This is a genomic window from Formosa undariae, from assembly GCF_042427615.1.
Classification (GTDB): Bacteria; Bacteroidota; Bacteroidia; order Flavobacteriales; family Flavobacteriaceae; genus Formosa; species Formosa undariae.
Genome location: NZ_JBHMEZ010000003.1, coordinates 629,622 through 651,877, shown reverse-complemented (window position 1 = coordinate 651,877; position 22,256 = coordinate 629,622). Strand labels below are relative to the sequence as shown.

At 35.0% G+C, this 22,256-nt stretch carries 13 protein-coding genes; all 13 read left to right on the top strand.

Annotated elements, in window-relative coordinates; genetic code table 11:
• Positions 1-4: 4 nt before the first annotated feature.
• Positions 5-1,501, top strand: coding sequence for a sulfatase-like hydrolase/transferase (locus ACFFVB_RS06250; RefSeq protein ID WP_382381858.1), 1,497 nt, complete (start codon positions 5-7; stop codon positions 1,499-1,501).
• A gap of 175 nt (positions 1,502-1,676) precedes the next feature.
• The gene (locus ACFFVB_RS06245; RefSeq protein ID WP_382381857.1) at positions 1,677-3,113 is read left to right on the top strand and encodes a glycoside hydrolase family 30 protein; all 1,437 of its coding nucleotides are present in this window, start codon (positions 1,677-1,679) and stop codon (positions 3,111-3,113) included.
• Between the two features lie 28 nt (positions 3,114-3,141).
• Complete coding sequence (locus ACFFVB_RS06240) at positions 3,142-4,680, top strand: sulfatase family protein (RefSeq protein ID WP_382381856.1); 1,539 nt, start codon at positions 3,142-3,144, stop codon at positions 4,678-4,680.
• A 35-nt stretch (positions 4,681-4,715) separates the two neighbouring features.
• Complete coding sequence (locus ACFFVB_RS06235) at positions 4,716-7,388, top strand: endo-acting ulvan lysase-like protein (RefSeq protein WP_382381855.1); 2,673 nt, start codon at positions 4,716-4,718, stop codon at positions 7,386-7,388.
• Between the two features lie 4 nt (positions 7,389-7,392).
• Positions 7,393-10,209, top strand: coding sequence for a heparinase II/III domain-containing protein (locus ACFFVB_RS06230; protein ID WP_382381854.1), 2,817 nt, complete (start codon positions 7,393-7,395; stop codon positions 10,207-10,209).
• Between the two features lie 13 nt (positions 10,210-10,222).
• A complete protein-coding gene (locus ACFFVB_RS06225; protein ID WP_382381853.1) occupies positions 10,223-10,489 on the top strand; it encodes a hypothetical protein in 267 nt (88 codons plus the stop codon).
• Between the two features lie 10 nt (positions 10,490-10,499).
• Entirely contained in the window at positions 10,500-12,863 is a 2,364-nt protein-coding gene (locus ACFFVB_RS06220; RefSeq protein ID WP_382381852.1) for a PDZ domain-containing protein, read from the top strand.
• Positions 12,864-12,890: 27 nt separating this feature from the next.
• The gene (locus ACFFVB_RS06215; RefSeq protein WP_382381851.1) at positions 12,891-14,258 is read left to right on the top strand and encodes an alpha-L-fucosidase; all 1,368 of its coding nucleotides are present in this window, start codon (positions 12,891-12,893) and stop codon (positions 14,256-14,258) included.
• A 269-nt stretch (positions 14,259-14,527) separates the two neighbouring features.
• Complete coding sequence (locus tag ACFFVB_RS06210) at positions 14,528-15,157, top strand: helix-turn-helix domain-containing protein (RefSeq protein ID WP_382381850.1); 630 nt, start codon at positions 14,528-14,530, stop codon at positions 15,155-15,157.
• 174 nt (positions 15,158-15,331) lie between these two features.
• Positions 15,332-16,366 carry a GDSL-type esterase/lipase family protein gene (locus ACFFVB_RS06205; protein ID WP_382381849.1) on the top strand — a complete coding sequence of 345 codons (1,035 nt, stop codon included), beginning with the start codon at positions 15,332-15,334 and terminating at the stop codon, positions 16,364-16,366.
• Positions 16,367-16,728: 362 nt separating this feature from the next.
• Complete coding sequence (locus tag ACFFVB_RS06200; protein WP_382381848.1) at positions 16,729-19,281, top strand: beta-glucosidase; 2,553 nt, start codon at positions 16,729-16,731, stop codon at positions 19,279-19,281.
• A gap of 356 nt (positions 19,282-19,637) precedes the next feature.
• Positions 19,638-20,579, top strand: a complete 942-nt coding sequence (locus ACFFVB_RS06195; RefSeq protein WP_382381847.1) for an alpha/beta hydrolase fold domain-containing protein — start codon at positions 19,638-19,640, stop codon at positions 20,577-20,579.
• Between the two features lie 678 nt (positions 20,580-21,257).
• Positions 21,258-22,247: a Kelch repeat-containing protein gene (locus tag ACFFVB_RS06190; protein ID WP_382381846.1), complete on the top strand. Its 990-nt coding sequence runs from the start codon at positions 21,258-21,260 to the stop codon at positions 22,245-22,247.
• Positions 22,248-22,256 lie beyond the last annotated feature (9 nt).

The following is a 22,256-nucleotide window of genomic DNA, read 5'->3' as shown; positions in this document are numbered from 1 at the left end:
TCAAATGAAAAGACGAGTTTTAGCTTTAGTAACGGTCGTGTTATGCACTGTATTATGGTCTTGTAAAGACGATAAAAAACAGGAGGTAGCTAGTGTGTCTTCAACTGAAATTAGTACGTCAACGCAACCTAATATTATAGTGCTTCTGTGCGACGATTTAGGGTATGGCGATTTATCTTCTTTCGGACATCCTATTATTGAAACAAAAAACTTAGATAAATTAGCAGATACAGGGATAAAATTAACCGATTTCTATTCTACTGCACCTGTGTGTTCTTCTTCAAGGGCGGGTTTGCTTACGGGAAGAAGTCCTAATCGCGCAGGTATTTACGATTTTATTCCAGGATATAAAAAGAGTGAAGATAATAGAGATTTAGTCCATCTTCAAGCAGACGAAGTTACCATTCCTGCCTTATTAAAATCTGTTGGCTATGAAACGTGTTTGGTTGGAAAATGGCATTGTTCGTCTCAGTTCAATTCAGAAGCACAACCACAACCTAATGATTTTGGTTTCGATCATTGGTTTGCAACTCATAACAATGCTTCGCCAAGTCACAAGAATCCCAATAATTTCGTTAGAAACGGGGTAAAAGTGGGTGAAATTGTAGGATATAGTAGTCAGATTATTGTGGATGAAGCTATTAAATGGTTAGATACTAAAACTGATAATAAACCATTTTTTCTTGAAGTTGCATTTCACGAACCACACGAACCTATAGCTTCTCCTGAAGATTTAGTAAAGAAATATTTACCAAAAGCAAAAAACAGAGAAGAAGCAGAGTACTTTGCAAATGTTGAAAATGTAGATTTAGCCGTAGGGCGCCTAATTGCTTATTTTAAAGATAATAATATAGATAATACGTTGATTGTATTTAGTTCGGATAACGGACCAGAAACATTTATGAGATACGAGCGTGCCAAGCGTTCTTACGGAAGACCTGATCCTTTAAAAGGGATGAAATTGTGGACTAATGAAGCAGGGTTTAGAGTACCTGGGATTTTTAATTGGATTGGAAGAGAAACGTTTACAGGAACTTCAAATGCGGTGGTGTCGGCATTAGACTTTTTACCAACATTCGCAGAACTCGCTGGTGCAGAATTACCAGACAGGATATTAGATGGCGAGTCGTTTACCTCGCTATTAGAAACGGGAAAATTCGAACGTTCTAAACCATTAATTTGGGCATTTTACGATGCAATAAACAACCGTAAAGTGGCTATGAGAAGTGGTGATTGGAAAATAATGGCGCGTTTAGATTTAGACGGTAAAGAAATGCCAAACCTTCATAATTTATACGACGGTAATATTGAAGATGTAAAACGTGCAGAGCTTACTGATTTTGTATTATTTAATCTGAAAGATGATATTCTAGAATCTGAAAATTTAGCGTTAAAAAATCCTGAAAAATTCGAAAGTATGAAAGCCGAGTTTGAGATGGAGTACAAGGCCTTATTAGAAGGAAGTCATGTTTGGATTCGTGAAAACCAAGATGTAGAATAGTTTAAAAGGAAAATATTCATTTGTTTCTTTATCACGGTTGTTCGTGCTAATCTGTAATCCTATACAGAATTGAACGTAAGCATCCGAGATTAATTAGAAAAGTCTATAAGTACTTCGCTTAAAGATTAAGAAAGAGTAAAAATAAAATTGTAGTAATATTTAAAAGGATAAAGTTATGAGTAAACCAATTAAGAATTTAAACTTTAGTTTAGCAAAAGTTAGAATATTTGGTATGGCCATGCTTTTAGCATGTGGTACTATGGTTTCGTATGCACAGCAAACAGCAGAAGTTTATGCACTTAAACTTTCTGGTGAATTGTCTAATGGTAAAATTTCTGTTCAAAATATAGTTCAGAAAGCAGATGTCATTTCGAATAAAGACACGCATAAAATTAAATTATATCCAGAAATAGAATTTCAAACTTTGGATGGAGTAGGAGGTGCTTTTAATGAAATAGGAGGTGAGGCTTTAATGTCTTTACCGAGTGCATTAAAGGATGAAGTGATGACTAATATTTTCAGTATTCAACATGGTGCAGGCTTTACGTTTTGTAGAACCGCTGTTGGAGCAAGTGATTTTGGAATGAATGCTTATAGTTATTCTGAAACGCCAAAGGACTATAATATGAATCATTTTTCGATTAAACGGGAAGAAACTTCTGTAATTCCATACATTCAGATGGCTTATGATAAAAATCCAAAATTAAAAGTATTTGCTTCACCTTGGAGTCCTCCGGCATGGATGAAATATTCAGGTTATATGGATCGTGGAGATGAATTTAGCGATAAGAATCATTTAATAGACGATCCTAAAATTTATAATGCTTACGCTTTATATTTTTCAAAATATATTCAGGCATATGCTGAGAAGGGAATTACTATCGATCGTTTAATCATTCAAAACGAAAATGATATTAGTACAAAATATCCGTCTTGTGTGATGCCCGTTTCTCAAATGAGCAATTTTACAAAAAACTATTTGCGTCCACAGTTTAATTCAGAAGGCATTAAAACTGAAATATGGGCGGGAACCTTTAGGACTGCTGGTCAGATTGATGCGGTTGAATTGGCAGCGAACACAAATAACCGAACCCTATTTGATGGAATAGGTATTCAATATACCTATCCGAAATACATAGAGCAGATACATGCACTTTATCCTGAAGGTCAAATTATGCATACCGAAGGCAAATGTTATGATGGAAAAAATACTTGGGAACAAGCCTCAAAACGCTTAAAAGAAGTCGCCGATTATATAAATGGTGGAAGTCCTAATTTTTGTTATTGGAATATGATTTTAAATGAAACCACCGAAAGTGGTTGGGGATGGAAACAAAATGCATTAATAAATATAGACCGTAAAGGAGAAAAGATTACTTATAATCCGGATTTTGCTGTTATGGCTTTTATGAGTAAATACCTGAAAGAAGGAGCAAAACGTATTGCGAATTTTTCTAGAGAAGACTTGATTTCTGTGACTTTTAATGGGAAAATATATGTGTTAATTCAAAATGATAAAGAGGCACATCAAACCTACGAATATCAAGTAGGAAATGAAGAAGGTCATGTCGTAGAAATCCCGGGACATTCAATGGCTGTAATTGTAATATAAGACGAATTGATTATTAAACCATATTAAAATGAAATTAAACGTATTTAATAAAAACCGATTTTTTCTAAGCCTATTTGTTTTAGGAATGTTAGTGTTTTCAGAATCTGTAGTAGCACAACAAAGTGCTTCTAACGACAAGAAAAACTTAAAATTAAAGCAAGTAAAAGGCGCTAAAAAACGTAATGTTATTTTTATATTAACAGACGATCACCGTCACGATTTTATGGGGTTTACCGGTAAAGTGCCGTGGTTAAAAACGCCTAATTTAGACAAGTTCGCAGCAGAAGGCGCACACATGAAAAATGCCTTTGTAACCACGTCATTATGCTCGCCAAGTCGTGCTAGTATTTTAACGGGCCAATATTCGCATGTTCATACTATAGTCGATAATGTTGCACCAAATCCCGGAAACTTAACGTTTTTTCCAGAATACCTTCAAAAGGCAGGATATCAAACGGCTTTCTTTGGAAAATGGCATATGGGAGATCATAACGATAGTCCAAGACCAGGATTTAATCATTGGGAAAGTTTTGCTGGACAAGGAGATTATTACGCACCTAATTTAAACATCAACGGTAAAAATGTTCAATACGATGAGGAAACTTATGTTACCGATTTATTAACAGATCACGCCGTAGATTGGTTAGACAATCGCGATACAGAAAAACCTTTCTTTATGTATTTATCACATAAAGCAGTTCATGCGATGTTTTTACCTGCAAAACGCCACGAAGGAATGTATGCTGGAAAGAAAATAGATAAACCGGATAGTTATACACAAACTATTGGTTCTGAATACAAGAAATTAAACTGGCCAGACTGGGTAAAAAGACAACGCGATAGTTGGCATGGTGTCGATTATATGTATCACGGTACGGCCGATGGAACTTTTGATGATTTAGTACAGCGTTATTGCGAAACTTTAATGGGCGTAGATGATAGTGTAGGTACGGTTATGGAATGGCTAAAAGCAAATGGTTTAGACGAATCGACTATGGTGGTATATATGGGAGATAACGGATTTAGCTGGGGAGAACACGGTTTAATAGATAAGCGTCATTTTTACGAAGAGTCTGTTAAAGTACCTATGTTAGTGCATTGTCCAGAAGTGTTTGAAGGTGGTCAAACTGTAGAGCGCATGGTTCAAAATGTAGATATTGCGCCAACTATTTTAAGTTTGGCAGGTTTAGAAAAACCAGAATACATGCCAGGAAAATCGTTTGTACAATTACTTCAAGGGAATGAAACAGAGTGGAGAGATAGAATTTTTTACGAATACTATTTTGAATACGATTTCCCTATGACACCAACTGTGTTTGGAGTTAGAACAGATAAATATAAATACATAAGATATAACGGTATTTGGGACACTAATGAATTATACGATTTAGAAAACGATCCTAACGAATTGGTTAACTTAATCGATAAGCCTGAATTGCAATCTATGATTAAAGATTTTGCAAACAGTTTATACGATTGGTTAGAAGACACGAATGGTATGCAAATTCCCTTAAAGCGTAACGTATTTCATCGTATAGGTGATTACGAGCATGCCGAACAATACTAAAACTGATTTTTTTTAAAAGCATAAAAACGCATTACATGAATTTTTCCAAATCAATAGCTTTAACAATCGTACTCGTTCTATCCGTATTAGGAAGTTGGGCGCAACAAACGGCAGAGCACCCTCGTTTGTTTGCGAAAACTAGTGATAGAGCCGCTTTAAAGCAGAAAATAGAAACAGAAGATTGGGCAAAAGCGTCGTTTAATACACTAGTTGAAGAGATTGCGCCATATGTAGATCGTCACTCAACAGATCCAGAATGGATAGTATCGCGATTGGCTATGTATTGGAAAGATGGAGAGCATTTTACACAATGTTATATAAAAGGACAAGATTGGGATTATGGTGAAGGAAATGCACCTATTCCAACGGTACGTTTACCGGGTATGCGTAAATGGAACGATTATGTGAACGTGGCTTTAGAAGATAGAATTCCGTATAGCGAATCTGGGGATATGTTAGGCATTAGTCGTTCTAAAGCCGATAAATCACCTGTTTTAATTCCGTACAAAGAGACCGGACATATGATTCGTGCCAATAATATGGAAATTTTAAAATTGGCAGAAAAATCAGCTTTCGCGTATTATATGACGCAGGATGAGAAATACGCTAAATTTTCTGCAGATATATATTGGACCTGGGTCTTAGGAACGTATTATATGAATCCACCTTTAGATCCTGAACAGTCAACTAAAGGTCCTGGCGGTTACGAAGCAGGAGGGATTATGGGGTATTACGATTATGAAGTGATTCACGACGACCGACAAATACCTATGGCAGCCACTTACGATTTTCTTTACGATTACTTAAATGCGAATCCGCATAAACATTTAAAGGAAATTAATAAAAGTACCGTCGATGTCTCGAGTGTAGTCTTTAAACGGTTTATAGAAATCGGATTAGTGCGCGGTGGTAAAAAAGGAAACTGGAATGTAAATCGTTATAAAAACATCATAGGGAGTATGTTGGTTTTAGAATCTAACGATTTCTATAAAGATGGTAAAGGTCGCGAATATTACATCCCATTTTATACAGAAAAATCGGGTGATTATTATGCAGGATTACCAGAAATTATGGCGAATTACAATACAGAAACTGGCTTATGGCCAGAATCGCCAGGATATGCCTCAGGAATGATTCCTACGGTTTTAGAAATGGGATTACAATTGTATAAATCTGGTGTGAACACATTAGCTGGAAATCCAATTATAGAAAAAGCAGCATTGGCTAATTTAGGTTGGTTAGATGCACGTGGAAATTTAGTGGTGTTTGGAGATATGCGTGGTGGGGCTTTTAATATGTCGGCTTTCGAATCGTTATTAACCTATTCTACTTGGAAAGGCGATACCCAAACGGCGAAAACCATGGCTACTGTAATCAAGAAAAATATAGAAAACGGACAGTACGACAGAAATAAATCCAACTGGCAAGATATTATTTTTAATCAGGCTTTACCGGAATCAGGGAGTGAATTACCATATCACAGATCGGCGTATTCAAAATTTCATAGACATATGATTTTAAGAAATGGAAACGACGAAGACAACGGATTAATGTTCACCTTGTATGGTGGACGCTATCAGTCGCATTTAGCAGAGAACGGATTAGCCATGCAGTTTTACGGTAAAGGCTGGGTTTTAGCTCCAGATGCCTCTGCTTACGAATCGTATTGGTCGCCAGATGCTGGATATCACCGCGGAATCACAGGATCTAATACTATAGTTCCTGGGTATAAAAAAGGCGATATTACTATAAATGCCATGGATCCTAAAACAGCAGATGATGGTTTTTATAACACAGAAATAACCTCTGAAAATGTCTCTTTTTCGGATGTTTCAGCAGACGAAAAACGACGTGTTGTGGCTATGATTCGTACGTCGGAAACGACTGGGTATTATCTAGATGTTTTCAGATCAAATCAAGATGATAACGATTATATTCATCATAATTTAGGTCACCAAGTTAGACTAACAAGTTCAGAACACAAGTCTTTAGATGCTAAAGCCGTGAATGATTTAGGGACTGAATATGATAAAAATTACAGTTTCTTTAAAAATCAAAGAAAGGTAAATTACACAGCAGATTTTAATGCGACTTGGGACATTAATACAGTGTCTCCAGAGTTACATGTGAATATGTGGATGCAAGGGCAAAATAATCGTGAGGTTTATGTCGTAGATGCACCTCCAACAACGTTACGTGAAGATATAACACCAGGACAAATCAATAAAAGTCCACAAATTACACCAACGTTAATTGTTCGACAAAATGAAATTAATGGTGCAGATCATCCATTTGTAGCTGTTTTTGAATCGTATGAAACCGGACAAAAATCAATTCAGAATATATCTAACGTGGGGCAATTTGTTGATTTAGCGGCTTTGAAAATCGAATCGAAAAACAGTACACAAATTATCTGTAGTGCTATAGATTCGAATAAAGCCTTCAAGCCTACAAAAGGGATGATATTTAAAGGAACCTTTGGGGTGGCTTCAGAAAAAGACGGAACATTTGAGTATTTATATTTAGGCAAAGGATCTCAAATTCAGTTTGGCGAATTCAAAATTGAGGCAGTTAAAGATGCTGTCACGGCAGAATTAAAATTTAAGGATGGTAAATATTACTATTCTTCTGATAAACCAGTATCTATTCAGCTTAAAAAAGGAAATGTAAAAACATATCCTGCGGGCTATAATATCGAGATAAAATAGAAGAATGAAAAAGAGGCTCTTAAATATAAAATCAGTTTTAATCGGTTTGTTTTTGGCTATGCTGTTCAGTTCTACTGTAAGTGTTGCTCAAAAATCGACGCACCCCAGAATTTACACGAATAACGAATCTAAATCTGAGTTTTTAGAGGGCGTAAAAAAGGAGGATTGGAAGCAAAGTTTAATAGATAAGAAAATTGAAAATCTAGAACCGTATTTAGAATACGTTAAAAACGACCCAACGTGGCTGGTTTCTAGATTGCAAATGAATTGGAAAACAAAACATGATAAAGTCTTTTTAAAAGGAGGAAATTTTGATCATTCTGAAGGAAGTGCGCCAGTTCCAACTGTTCGTTTTTCAGGAACTCGCGACTGGGCTACAGAATATGCTGCACCGAAGTTAGAAGATATAGAACCTTACTTTGATGATCCGCGTGGCTATTATTTAGCAGATAAAAAGACCAAGAAAAAAGAATGGGTACACCCTTCAAAAATTGGACATGCCATTGAAAGTGCCAATCGTAAAATTATGGCACTTGTAGAAGATGCAGCCTTTTTATATTGGGTTACTGGAGATAAAAAATATGCGGAATTTGCAAAACCAGTGTATGAAACCTATATCGAGGGGATGTATTATCGCGATGCGCCAATAGATTTAGAAAATGGAACGCAACAGCGTATTTCAGGATTGGCAACTTTTGAGGTGATTCACGAAAAAATATTGATCAGTTTAATAACGACTTACGACTTTTTATACACGTATTTTGAAGATGAAAATGTGAATTTAGATCATAGTACTGCTGTATTTCAAAAGTGGGGTGATCAAATTATAACCAACGGAATACCAGATAATAACTGGAACCTTTTTCAAGCTCGTTTCTTAACATATGTCGCTATTGTTTTAGACGATAACGCGACTTATAAAAATGGAAAAGGGAGAGAATATTTTTTAGATCATACCTTTAATACATCAACAGAAAGACAATTATCTATTGCTGAATCTTTATTGGTTTACGATAAAGAAACTGGGATGTGGCCAGAATGTGCCTCGTATTCAGTACATGTAATTACGACTTTACTTAACATTTTTACACTCTTAGATAACACGACAAATACTAACGAATTGTCTAATTTCCCTATTATAGAAAAAGCGGCGTTAGCATCATTTCAATATTTATTTCCTAGTGGTTATACTGTAGGTTTTGGAGATTCTAACCATAAAACGTTACCCCCAGAAAATTTCGAATTGCTAATCGCAAATTATAGAAAATATAATAATACCGAAAAGGAGGAAGTTATCTCTGGTTTGTTAGATCAAATGATTGCTAAAGACGAGTATAAAAGAAGTGCCAATAATTTATTTGAATTGTTTTTTTATGTAGATGAATTAAAAACAACAGCAACTAATACAAATGGGTTAGATAAATTAACATCACCAACTTTTTATGCTTCTAATGTAAGTATGTTTAATCAACGTTTAGGACAAGGAGATAACGCCATGATGGTGTCTACAGCGGGATCGTTTGGGAACCATTCTCATGTTAATGGAATAACTATGGAGTTGTTCGCTAATAATTATGTCTTAGGTTTAGATATGGGGAAAGGCTCTAGTTATTGGCATACAGACCATCGCGAATATTACTCAAGATTTCCTGCACACAATACGGTTGTTGTAAATGGAAAATCGGATTATGATGCCATGCGAGGCTATCATCCTTTTAAATTAGATAATTATTTCCCGGAAGTTAATACGATACCAACTTTTGATGCTTTAACCTATTCTAAAGTATCATTTTTTGAGCCTAAAACACAATCCGATCAACAACGTTTTACAGCGCTTATTAAATCAAAATCAGATAAAGGTTATATCGTAGATGTATTCAGATCTAAAACGCAAAAAGGAGGAACACAAAGACACGATTATTTCTATCATAATTTAGGACAATCCCTAGCGCTTTTCGATTCAAAATCTAAAGGACTAAATCTAAAAAACACGAATGACTTTGGAAGTAAGCAAGGTGATTTAAAAGCTTATGATTATTTAACTCATAAAAAGAAACTGACAACAGATAAAGATGTTCAGGCTTTATTCACCTTAAAAAGTACAGGCGCTTCAGATAATTTAATGAAAATTTGGGTTAAAGGAAGTGCAAATCAAAGTGTTTATACTGCTTTGGCTCCAAAATCGAATGTGCTTAAAAAAGGATCGGGAACTGCACCTGCAGAGGTTATAGGAGATTCTATTCAAACTTTAATTGTCAAGAGAGATGCGTCGGCTTGGGAAAATCCATTTGCTATGGTTTTCAATCCGTATATGGATGGAGCAGAAAATCCTATTGCAAATGTGTTGTATTCAACACTAAAAGAGAATCCGAGTACTCAAATTATCGATGTGTTATTAAGTGATAAAAAAACAACAGATAAAATTGTATTGAACAGTTCAGAAGAAGACGTTATATCGAAAGAAGGTTTTTATCAGAAAGGATTAGTATCGGTAACTAGAAAAACTGAAGCTAGTGAATCTATTGATTATTTGTTTTTATCTGGCATGTATAAATACGAGAAAGACGGATGGAATATTGTAACCTCAGGCTTGCCAATGAGTCTTTCTATAGAGCGTTCAGGGAACACTTATCTCATAGAAAATAGTGGTGCAATTCTTATCAAAGCTCCTTTTTTAAATGGAAAAAAGACGGCAGAATTAAGGTTGTATGAAAATGGAACATTAGTAGCAACGCGCCAAGGACAAATAAATAGATCTAATCCAGACCAATTAGAGTTCAGATTAGAAAAAGCATACAGGAAAGTTGAAATCGTATATTAATTGAATGGATAATATGATTAACTATTTTGCCATAATAGGTTTGTTTTTCTTTTCCACTACAGTTGTAAATGGACAAAGGAGGAATGCTGAACAAGCAGCGCTACCAGAAGAGGTTATCTGTAAAATTGTAGAAGGCGATACTTTAAAATTACAGTTTCTCTATCCTGAAGGTGCTCAAATGAAGAAAAAAGACAGTGAGAAATATTATATGGAAACAGTTTATGAAGCCGATTTTTTTTTAGAATCTCTAGGCTACTTAAAAGGAAAACCAACAATTTAAAAATATAGTTATGAAGAATCTTTTGTTACTTTTTATGTGTGCAGTTTTTATGTCGTCTTGTACGTCTAAAAACGAAAAAATTATCAGTCTATATGTGTCTAATTCTGGCACAACACAAGCTGATGGAACAGAAAAACAACCTTTCGGGCATTTAAAAGAAGCAATTGCTCATGCTGAAAAATTGAGAGTAGAGGATAAAAATTCAGCTATCGAAATTAATGTGCTTCCTGGCGATTATTATCTAGAACACGCTATACATATTACGCCTGCTTTAAACGGATTAACAATCAAGGGTGCTGGTGCAGATCAAGTGCGTATAAAAGGTTCGAAAGTATTGGACTTGAATTGGGACACTTTTAATGAGAATATATTTGTGACATCAGTAGCCGAAAATTTAGATTTCGATCAGTTAATTGTAAACGGTACACCTCAAATTCTTGCGCGTTATCCTAATTACGATGAAGCTTCTCAGTATTGGCAAGGTTCTGCTCCCGATGCAATTTCTAAAGAACGTGTTGCGTCATGGAAAAAACCAGAAGGTGCTTATTTTCATGCGTTGCATGGTGGGAAATGGGGTGGGTTTCATTTTAAAATTACAGGAGTAAATGAAGATGGAACTGCGATTCTAGAAGGCGGACAACAAAATAACAGAGGTTCTAAGCCACACGAAGAATTTCGTATGGTAGAAAATGTATTTGAAGAATTGGATAGTCCGGGAGAATGGTTTTTAGATACGGATGCACATAAATTATATTATTGGCCTGCAGATAAAACAACATTAAAGACGTCTAAAATTGAAGTTGCTGTACTTAAAGATTTAATTCAAGTGATTGGAACTTTAGAGAATCTTGTAAAAGATATTACCATAAGCGGAATGACTTTCCAACACACGAAACGTACATTTATGGAAGAGTACGAGCCACTACTAAGAAGCGATTGGTCTATTTACCGAGGTGGCGTTTTGTTTTTTGAAGGGACAGAAAACTGTCTTGTTCAAGACAACGAATTTACCAATTTAGGCGGAAACGTAATTATGGTAAGTAAGTATAATAAAGGCCTGAATGTAAAAGGGAATCATATTCACGAAAATGGAGCAAGTGCAGTGTCGTTTGTCGGAGATGCTTCGGCAGTACGTTCGCCATCATTTAATTATGGGCAATTTGTTTCATTTTCAGAGATGGATACGATTTCAGGCCCAAAAAACGAATTATATCCTAGAGATTGTGTTGTAGAAGACAATTTAATCCATAGAATTGGTCGTATTGAAAAGCAAACAGCAGGTGTCGAAATTGCAATGGCGATGGATATTACAGTGAGACATAATAGTATTTACGATGTGCCAAGAGCCGGTATAAATATCGGAGATGGAACTTGGGGTGGACATATTTTAGAATTTAACGACGTGTTTAATACGGTTTTAGAAACTCACGATCACGGGTCGTTTAATTCTTGGGGACGAGATCGTTTTTGGCATCCAAAACGTAAAGTTATGGATAGTTTAACCACAGCGCATCCCGATATGTATACCTGGGATGCTGTAAAAACCACAATCATTAGAAATAACCGTTTTCGTTGCGATCATGGTTGGGATATCGATTTAGACGACGGCTCATCAAACTATCATATTTATAATAATTTAATGCTTAACAACGGACTTAAATTACGTGAAGGATTTAATCGTGTAGCCGAAAACAATATCATGGTTAATAACTCGCTACATCCGCATGTGTGGTTTGCAAACAGCCAAGATGTGTTTAAACATAATATCGTAGCAGATGCTTACCAAGATGTTGGTCTACAAGGGTGGGGAAAAGAATTAGATTATAATTTATTTCCGAATGAAATCACGATGATGAAATCTCAAATTTACGACAGAGATTTAAATAGTACTTATGGAGATCCTAAATTTAAAGATCCTGCAAATTTAGATTTTAGTGTTCAAGAAGATTCACCAGCATTAAAAATTGGCTTCAAGAATTTCCCAATGGATCAGTTTGGAGTGCAAAAAGAAAGCTTTAAAACGTTAGCCAAAACGCCGGAAATTCCTATCTTGAAAGATCCATCAGAAAAGGAAAGTAGTCCTGTTGTAGCTTGGTTACGTAACAATATTAAAAGTGTAGAATCTCCGCAAGAACAATCGGCTTACGGATTAAATTCAGCAGAAGGTGTTATCATTTTAAGTGTTTGGAAAAACAGTCCAGCAGCTCAAGATAACGGTATTAAAAAGGGTGATGTTATTCTTCAAGCAGATGGGAAGCCAGTGAAAACTATTCAAGATTTTTTTAAAATAAATGTAGAGAATACTACAGATGAAATGGATCTTGTAATTATGAGAAACCAGTCTGAAAAGACAATTAAAATAAAAACAAATTAATTAACTTAAAATAAAAAAGAAATGAAAATGAAAACGTTAAGGAACATGTGTTTACTAGTGGTAATCGTCATGTTAAACATGGGACCAGTTTTGGCACAAGCAAGCTCGAAGAAGAAATTGTCGGACGACGAGCGTATGGAATGGTGGAGAGACTCTAAATTCGGAATGTTTATTCACTGGGGAGCTTACTCTATTATTGGAGGAGAACGCGGAACAAAAATAGCTGGAGGTGGTGCAGAATGGGCCATGGATAAGTTAGATTATACTATTGAAGATTACGAAAAGTATCCTGAAATGTTCGATCCGCAGTTATTTGATGCCGATGCATGGGTAACCATGGCGAAAAATGCAGGGATGAAGTATATTGTACTAACATCTAAGCACCATGAAGGATTTGCGTTATGGGATTCTAAAGTGTCAGATTACGATGTTATGGACACTGCGCCGTTTAAGCGTGATATCGTAAAAGAACTAGCCGAAGCTTGTAAAAAACAAGATATTAAATTTTGTTTATATTATTCTATCGTAGACTGGCATCATCCACAAGCGCAGGGTAATTTATATCCAAACTACAACATTTCTCAACATGACGATCCATCTGTTGTAAATCCAGAATTTCCAGAATATTACGAAAATTATATGAAGCCTCAAGTTGGTGAATTATTAAAAAATTACGGTGATATTGGAGTTGTTTGGTTCGATGGAGATTGGATTTCAGATTATACTACAGAAATGGGTAAAGACCTTTATAAATACATTCGTGATATTCAACCAAATACTATTGTGAATAACAGAGTTGATAAAGGACGAACTGGAATGGATGGTATGAATAACCAACCAGGAGAATTTGCTGGAGATTTCGGTACACCTGAACAAGAAATTCCTGATACAGGAATCGATACAGACTGGGAAGCGTGTATGACTATGAATGGAACTTGGGGGTACAAACCTTCGGATGTTAACTGGAAAAGTAGTGAAGATTTAATTGAAAAATTAGTCGATATCGTATCTAAAGGAGGAAACTTTTTATTAAACATCGGACCTGATGGTTTCGGTAGATTTCCTGCAGAAAGTATTCGTCGTTTAGAAGCTATGGGGCAATGGACTAAGAAAAACGGAGAAGCAGTTTATGGTGCTTCTGCAAGTCCTTACGAAAAACCAAAATGGGGACGTTACACTCAAAAAGATGGTGTGATTTATGCTCATGTTTTCGATTGGCCAGAAGATGGTCTTTTAAAATTAAATAAAGATATCAAGGTGAAAAGAGCAACATTATTAACAGATCCAAAGACAGAATTAAATGCACTTGGAACATCTCGTGAACTATTAATTGATGTGCCTCAATTAGCACCAGATGCAACTGTTTCTGTTGTTAAAATAGAGTTGGCTAAGTAATTAAATTTTATAACAAGAAGCGCGTTTTAGGTCATGGTTTATATAAAATGAACCATAATTTAAAGCAGATTTCACTTAAAAAGAATAACATTGTATGAGGCTTATAAGCGGATTGCAATGTTATTTTTTTGTTTAAGCAAAAGTTGTCAGTTATTAGAAAACCTAATAAAATCAATAAATATGCAAAGATGACGTAAAGATGTCGGGATGATGACAGGATTAAAAATAATGGGAATCTTTAGTTTTGATATTTAAATAAATTAAGGAATATGCAAGAACATAGTTTAGGTAAAAAAGTAAAAAGGCTAAGAAATTCCCAAGGAATATCTCAGGAGTTTCTAGCTGAAGAGTCAGGTTTAAGTATTCGAACTATACAAAGAATCGAAAAAGGTGAAACCTCTCCAAACGGGGATACGTGTAGAAAACTCTCGGACGCTTTAAAAGTGAGTCCAAACGATTTGATGGGGTGGACACAGGTAGAAGATGTTGAATTTCTAAAAAAATTAAACCTATCTGCTTTGACATTCATTTTTTTTCCATTACTTGGAATTTTGGTTCCAGCCTTAATGTGGATTTCAAAAAAAGACAAAGTTAAAGACGTTGATAAAATCGCTAAAAAAGTTATTAACTTTGAAATTATGTGGGTAATTCTACTTTTTCTAATACCTGTTATTATAAAACCTATTTTGTTTGGATTTATTGACCTACTAATGGAAGTATTACTAAGTAGTTTTAATATGTCATATTCTAGATTAGGTTTTGATCATTTGACAGACGCAAAAATAATTTGGATTTTAATGTACCTAGTAAATATCTATTATATTATAGTTAACACGTTTCGAATTCATGATGAAAAAAAAATAAAATATTTTCCCTCTATTAAATTTTTAAAGAATTAAGGAAACAATTAAACAAGAGTAAAACTTACGTACAACAACGGCATAAATAATTATTGAAATTAAATACAGTACAAAAGCTTTGACAATGTGCTAAACGGAAAGTAAGGTGCTTATTTCTTGCCTTGTTTGTTATAGCGAAGACCGAAAACAAGTATAAAATTAAAATTATATAAAATGAAATTTTTTAAAAAAACGATAGTCCTTTTTATTACAGGAATAATGTGCTTAACAACAGGTTTTGCTCAGGAAAATGCGAATCAGAACACAAATTCTGATTACGATCAGTTTGGTGAAACATGGAAAAATGAAAATAAAGAGGCTATATCTAATGTTTCAGAAACTCAGTTAGACAAGCCAAGTTGGGGACACTACACTCAAAAAGATGATGTTATTTATGCTATTGTTAATGAGTGGCCAAAGGATGGGAAACTTGTTATTGAAAGAAATATGAAAGTAAGAACAGCTTTCTTAAATTATGGAGATAAAAAATTAAAAACAAAATTAATAGATGGTAATTTAACCATTTTCCTACCTGAAGAAAACCCTAATACTATGGCTACAGTAGTAAAAATTCAATTAACACCTACAGAAGATTGGGCAGATTTAGGACGTTATAGTCAAGCAAATGCCGAATTAAAAGCACCAAGTAAAAAAGAAGATAGAGTCGTGTTTATAGGGAATTCGATTACAGATAATTGGACCAGAGATCATGGTGTGTTTTTTGAAGAGAATCCAACGTTTGTCAATAGAGGAATTAGTGGTCAGACTAGTGCACAAATGCTATTAAGGTTTAAGCCAGATGTTATTGAATTACAACCTAAAGTGGTTATCATTTCAGCAGGAACAAATGATATTGCAGGAAATAGAGGCTATATAAGTTTAGACCGTATTGCTGCAAATATCTTTTCTATGGCAGAGTTAGCTAAGGCTAATAATGTGAAAGTGATATTGGCGTCGGTGCTTCCTGCAAGTAGTTATTCTTGGAGTCCATCTATCGAACCAGCGGATAAGATTATCGAACTGAATACACTTTTAAAAGCCTATGCAAAGAAAAATAAGATAATTTATTTAGATTATTATACGCCAATGGTTAATGACCATAAAGGCCTGATAAAGGAATTAGGTAGAGATACTGTTCACCCAAATGTAGAGGGCTATCTTATCATGGAACCTATGGTTAAAGCCGCAATATCTAAAGCGTTGAAATAGGTTGTAAAATCCAAATAATTTATGGCCTCATAATTACTTTTTTTAAGTAATTATGAGGCTTTTTCTTTTCGAGACTATATTTGTCTTCTTCTAAATCTTTTAAAATATGACCAACTCCAAAATAGACCATAATTTATAGTTCTTGAATGATGAATTATAAGCTTTTAAATATAAAATTGATAGTATTGTGTATATAATTCAATCCTTGTAATATCGGTGTGTTAGAGTCCGATATCAAGGTTGAAGGAGCAGTGTTAATTATTAGACAAACAACTTAAAGGTCAATTAAAAAAACATTATATATTCCATGTTTTTGGTATATCGCAGTATTTGAAAAGTGATGTAAAAAAAAGTAAAAGGTTATGAAAAAATATATTCTAATAGCAGTCTATGGTGTGTGTATGCTCTTGGTAAAGACAAGCGTGGCACAAGATCGAACAGCACTTCATAAAAGTGCTACCAAGCAAGCAACAGAATTAGTGAAGCAAATGACTTTAGATGAAAAGATAGGACTTATAGAAATGACAAGTCTACCTATTGAACGCCTAAATATTCCTGGACACCATTGGTGGAACGAAGCATTGCATGGCGTAGCGCGTCGTGGCGAAGCGACTCAGTTTCCAGTGCCACTTTCAATGGCTTCTACTTGGAATCCGCCCTTAATTAAAGACATGACTACCGCTATTAGTGATGAAGCTCGTGCACTTAATAATGCAGATTCAGCCGAAGATAAAGCAAAACGATATCACGGTTTAACCTTATGGAGTCCGGTTATAAATATGGCACGCGATCCACGTTGGGGACGCACAGAAGAAACGTATGGCGAAGATCCGTTTTTAACCACGGAGTTAGCGAGTTCTTTTGTGGATGGTTTACAAGGAGATGATCCAAATTATTTGAAGACCGTAGCGACTATAAAACACTTTGTTGTAAATAATACAGAACATAATCGTTTGCATGTGCGTCCAGATGTTTCAGAACGCGCATTGCGTGAATATTATTTTCCAGCCTATCGCGATGTGATTGCAAGAAAAGATGTAGAATCTATCATGACAGCGTATAATGGTTTAAATGGAATCCCTTGTTCAGCGAATAAATGGTTGTTAACTGATGTTCTACGCGACGAATGGGGTTTTAATGGAACTGTGGTTACCGATGTTGGTGTGCCAGGACATATGGTTGAAAAACATAAGTATGCAAAGAATGGTCCAGAAGCTGCAATGCTGATGATTACTGCTGGTGTAGATATGTATTCAGGATCGGATAGAGCTGCAGAAGTAAACGAAAGAGAGTGGTCTAAGCAAGCGGTGGAGCAAGGTCTGATGAAAGAATCAGATTTAGATCAAGCCATTATTCGTAATCTAGCGACTCGTATTAAATTGGGACTTTTACGTTCAGACGAAGATAATCCGTATACTAAAATTTCAACAGACGTAGTTGGTTCAGAAAATCATATTGCGATTGCGCGTCAAATAGCACGAGAAGGTGCTGTGTTATTGCAAAATAAAAACGATGTACTTCCTGCAACCCCAGAAAAATACAAATCTATTCTTTTTGCAGGACCATATGTAAACGATGCGCCATTTGGTGCCTATAGTGGAAATGCTTCGGGTATTGCTGCCACTCCAATGTTTGGAATGAAAGAAATAGCTGGAGATCAATTCAAAATTAAGAGTCAGTTAGGTGGAAAGTGGTTATATATTCCAGAAGGAAACTTAAATGTTCCAGGAAAGCCAAATACTAAAGGTGTAACAGGTGAATATTTTGCAGGAGTTAAACTTGAAGGTGCGCCTGTTTCTGTGAGAATAGATCGTGGTTTCGATTTGGATTTACCAAAACCTCTAGCACATATAGATCCTGAAATTCCACAGCCTACCTTTTCGGCACGTTGGACGGCAGAATTAACTCCAAATCGTACAGGACTTCATTATTTCTCAATTACAGCATTAAGCGGAGCGCGTGTTTGGATAAACGATGAAAAAATTCTTGATAATTGGCATAGTAAAGCACCTGATAACGAAGAATCTCAAGGGGTTTTTCTAGAAGCAGGAAAAGTGGTTAATTTAAAAGTAGAGTATTATAATGGAGAAATAGAACCTGCTCGTGCGTTGTTAAAATGGGTAGAGCCACAAGAGGATGTAACGATTGAAAACCCAGAAGATAAGTTACTTATTTACGTAGGTGGGCTTACTTGGAGAATGTCTAAAGAATCTCATGATCGCATGAATTCTATTTTACCAGAAGAGCAGATGGAAGAAATAAAAGCATTGGCAGCTATTTATCCAAATATGTTAGTGGTGCTTAATGGTGGAACTGTAATGCAGTTGTCTGAATTAAATGACGTTGTGCCTTCTATCCTTTTACAATGGTTTCCTGGGCAAGAAGGGGGTTATGCTTTAGCAGAATTAATTACCGGTAAGGTGAGTCCTTCAGGACATCTTCCGCTTACATTTTACACCGATCCGGAGAAATTACCGGACTTTGAAGATTACGAAATCAGTAAAGGAAGAACGTATATGTATATGAAAGATAATGTAACCTATCCATTTGGATATGGGTTAAGCTATACTGCATTTAATTATTCGGGATTAAAGGTAACACAGAAGAAAAAAGAAGTGACAGTCGTTTTAGATGTGAAAAATACAGGAGTCATGGATGGCGATGATGTCATTCAATTATATGTCACCAATTTAGACTCTAAAGTATATCAGCCTATTCGTCAGTTAAAGGCTTTTAAAAGAATTTCTGTTGCTAAAGGAGAAACGGAGCAGGTAACATTACATTTTTCCATGGACGATATGCAATGGTGGGACGTGAGTAAACAAAAATATGTGGTGAATCCTGGACGATACGAAATTCAGATAGGGAAGTCTTCAGCAGAAATTGTCGAGAAACAGATTATAACAATTAAATAGCTAGAGGTATTCGATTCTTTAAAAATGAAGGTTGGATTGATAATTTAATTCAAACAGGGGTAACTATTTATAAGCATGTTACTTCTAAATATGGAAGCGTATCTTATAATGGAACCGATATTAAATCAGGGAATTAAAAAGGTTGTGAAATAAGAAAAGAGGCTTAAAGCATCATAGTTCATAAGAATTGAACGATGATTTAGACTAAAACTCAATTAAAAATAATAACATTGTATTAATCTTCCGGGATGATATACAATGTTGTTTTTTTTGAGTATATCTCCTGTTCAAGTTGTAAGTTGTTCAAAATAGGTGTCTTGAAAATAGGGGTTCTCAAATAATAAAAAAAATAAACTATGAAAATAATATTTCATACAACCAAGTTACAGTTTTTATCTGTTCTGTTTTTAGTCTCGAGTTTAACTGTTTTGTATGCACAAAAAGCTTCAGATCACGGTTTTATTGAAGGTGCCAATTTTCATAAAGATGTTGTATACAAAACTGTGGACGGAAAGGATTTAGTTATGGATATTTTTTATCCGGATGCCGATAAATTAAAGGCTGAAAATCCATGGATGGTTTTTGTTCACGGTGGTGGATGGGCAGGCGGCCATATGGATAATATTTACAAACCTGCTTTTGTGGGAACTTTAAAAAAACTTGTTGAAAATGGTGTTGTGTGTATTAGTATAGATTACAGACTAGCGAAAGCTCCTGTTACATCTTTCGAGTCTGCTATAGATTGTAAAGATGCTGCTAGATTTCTTTTAAAACACGCTGAAGAATATAAATTAGATAAGGAAAATTATGGTGTTTGGGGAGGCTCTGCAGGCGGACATCTGAGTTTAGTTACGGCTTTAGTTCCCGATGTTAATTTTCCCGGAGATAAAGCATTATCAGATATACATCCAGATTACAAATGTGTGGCTTCATATTATCCGTTTACGTCTTGTTTAAATGCAGACTTGCGTCCAGATTCTATTTTTGCTGATAGCACACTTTTTAATCGCCTTTTAGGAGGAACTTTAGAAGAAAAACCGGAATTGGCACGCTTGTTAAGTCCAACAGAATTTTTAACCAAGGAAAGTTTACCTGTACTGTTAGTGCATGGGGATAGCGATAAAATACTTCCTATTATAAATTCTCAATATATGGTTGAGGTTGCAAAAGAGAAAGGTGCCGATGTAGAATTACTTACTGTTGTAAATGGAGGTCATAGTTTTTCTGGAGACATTTCGCCATCACAAGAAGAAATTGATTTGTATACCACGACGTTTATACTATCGCATTTGAAATAATTAAGGGCATACAGATTTTGTTTTAAATTCTACTTCATAGGAATAATATCATTTAAAACATAAAATAAAAAGGACGCATAAAACTCGGACTTAAAGTATCTGTTTTGGAGATTTAATTATCCTTAATACTTGCAACTATTTATGTCTTGTTAAAAGTGTGTTTTATGTATCCAAACTTTGTCTTTTATTCACAAAGTATTACTAATGTAAATGGCTAATATTTTGGAGATTCTCCACTAGGTTCTTACGAACTTTTAGTCACTAAAAACCCCCATTTTAACACTAACATATAATTTTGTTTTTCAATAAATAGACTTGATTTATTGAACGGATAGTTTATTCAAATTTCTGTTTTATTAATTAAGTTGAAATTAATTTTCCCTTAAAATGCTTTGTAGTTCCTAATAATGCCTTAAAATAGATCATAGTTTATAGTACTTGAATGATGAGTTATAAACTTTCTGATTTATAATAAATAGTATTGTATATATAATAATTAAGGCCTATTTCAAAATGTGATTTCCTTGCATTTTGAAGTGATGCCTCAATTTATAGATGCTCGATTTTTATTAGCTGAATTAAAATAATTTTAAGTGTTGTTTTTCGTCCAACAAACGAATAAAAGCGAAGTGAATTCTAGTCTATTGAAAGTCCGTAAAAAACTAAAAAACCAAATATATGCGATTATCAATTTCTCTAATATTATGTCTGTTTCTAGGATTGAATACTCAAGTAAACGCGCAAGATATTCAGGATTATTCTTGGAAGACATTAAGTTGTACTGGCGAACCTGTAGCACGACATGAAGCTGCTTTTGTAGAAGCAGATGGTTTGTTTTATTTGTTAGGCGGACGTCGTATTCAAGAGGTTTCAATTTTTAATCCCAAAACAAAAACGTGGACTTCTGGAGCAAAGCCACCAATAGAGTTACATCATTTTCAAGGTGTAAGTTATAAAGGAAATATTTATGTTGCTGGTGCTCACACAGGACCATATCCACATGAAACCCCTGTTAAAGAGGTGTATATGTATAATCCCAAATCAGATTCCTGGTCTATTGCTTTTGAAATGCCAAAAAATCGATATAGAGCTTCAACAACGGCAAGTGTGTATAAGAATAAATTATATATCGCCGGCGGAATAATAGACGGACATTGGGACGGACATGTGACTTGGTTTGATAGTTACGATTTTAAAACGGGACAATGGGAAATATTGCCAGATGCACCCCGCGCTAGAGATCACGCTTCGTCTGCGGTGACTAACGATAAATTATATATGCTAGGAGGTCGCGTGTCTTCAGGAAAAATTAAAAAAGTTTTTGAACTGACAATTGGTGAAGTCGATGTATTCGATTTTAAAACGAATACTTGGCACACTTTAAAAGACAAAATACCAACAGAACGTGCGGGAGTTACTGCTATAGCTGTAAAAGATAAAATTCTGTTTGCCGGAGGAGAAAGTTCAAGTCAGAAAGAGGCGCACAACCAAGTTGAATGTTTAGATACAAAAACAGAAACATGGACTGCATGGCCTAATATGCCAGAAGGCAGACACGGAACTCAATTAATATGGTATAAAAAGAAATTGTATATCGCTTCGGGCTGTGGTAAACGTGGAGGAAATCCAGAGTTATCAAGTATCCTAAGTTTTAGCAAAGAAGACTAGAATTAAAAT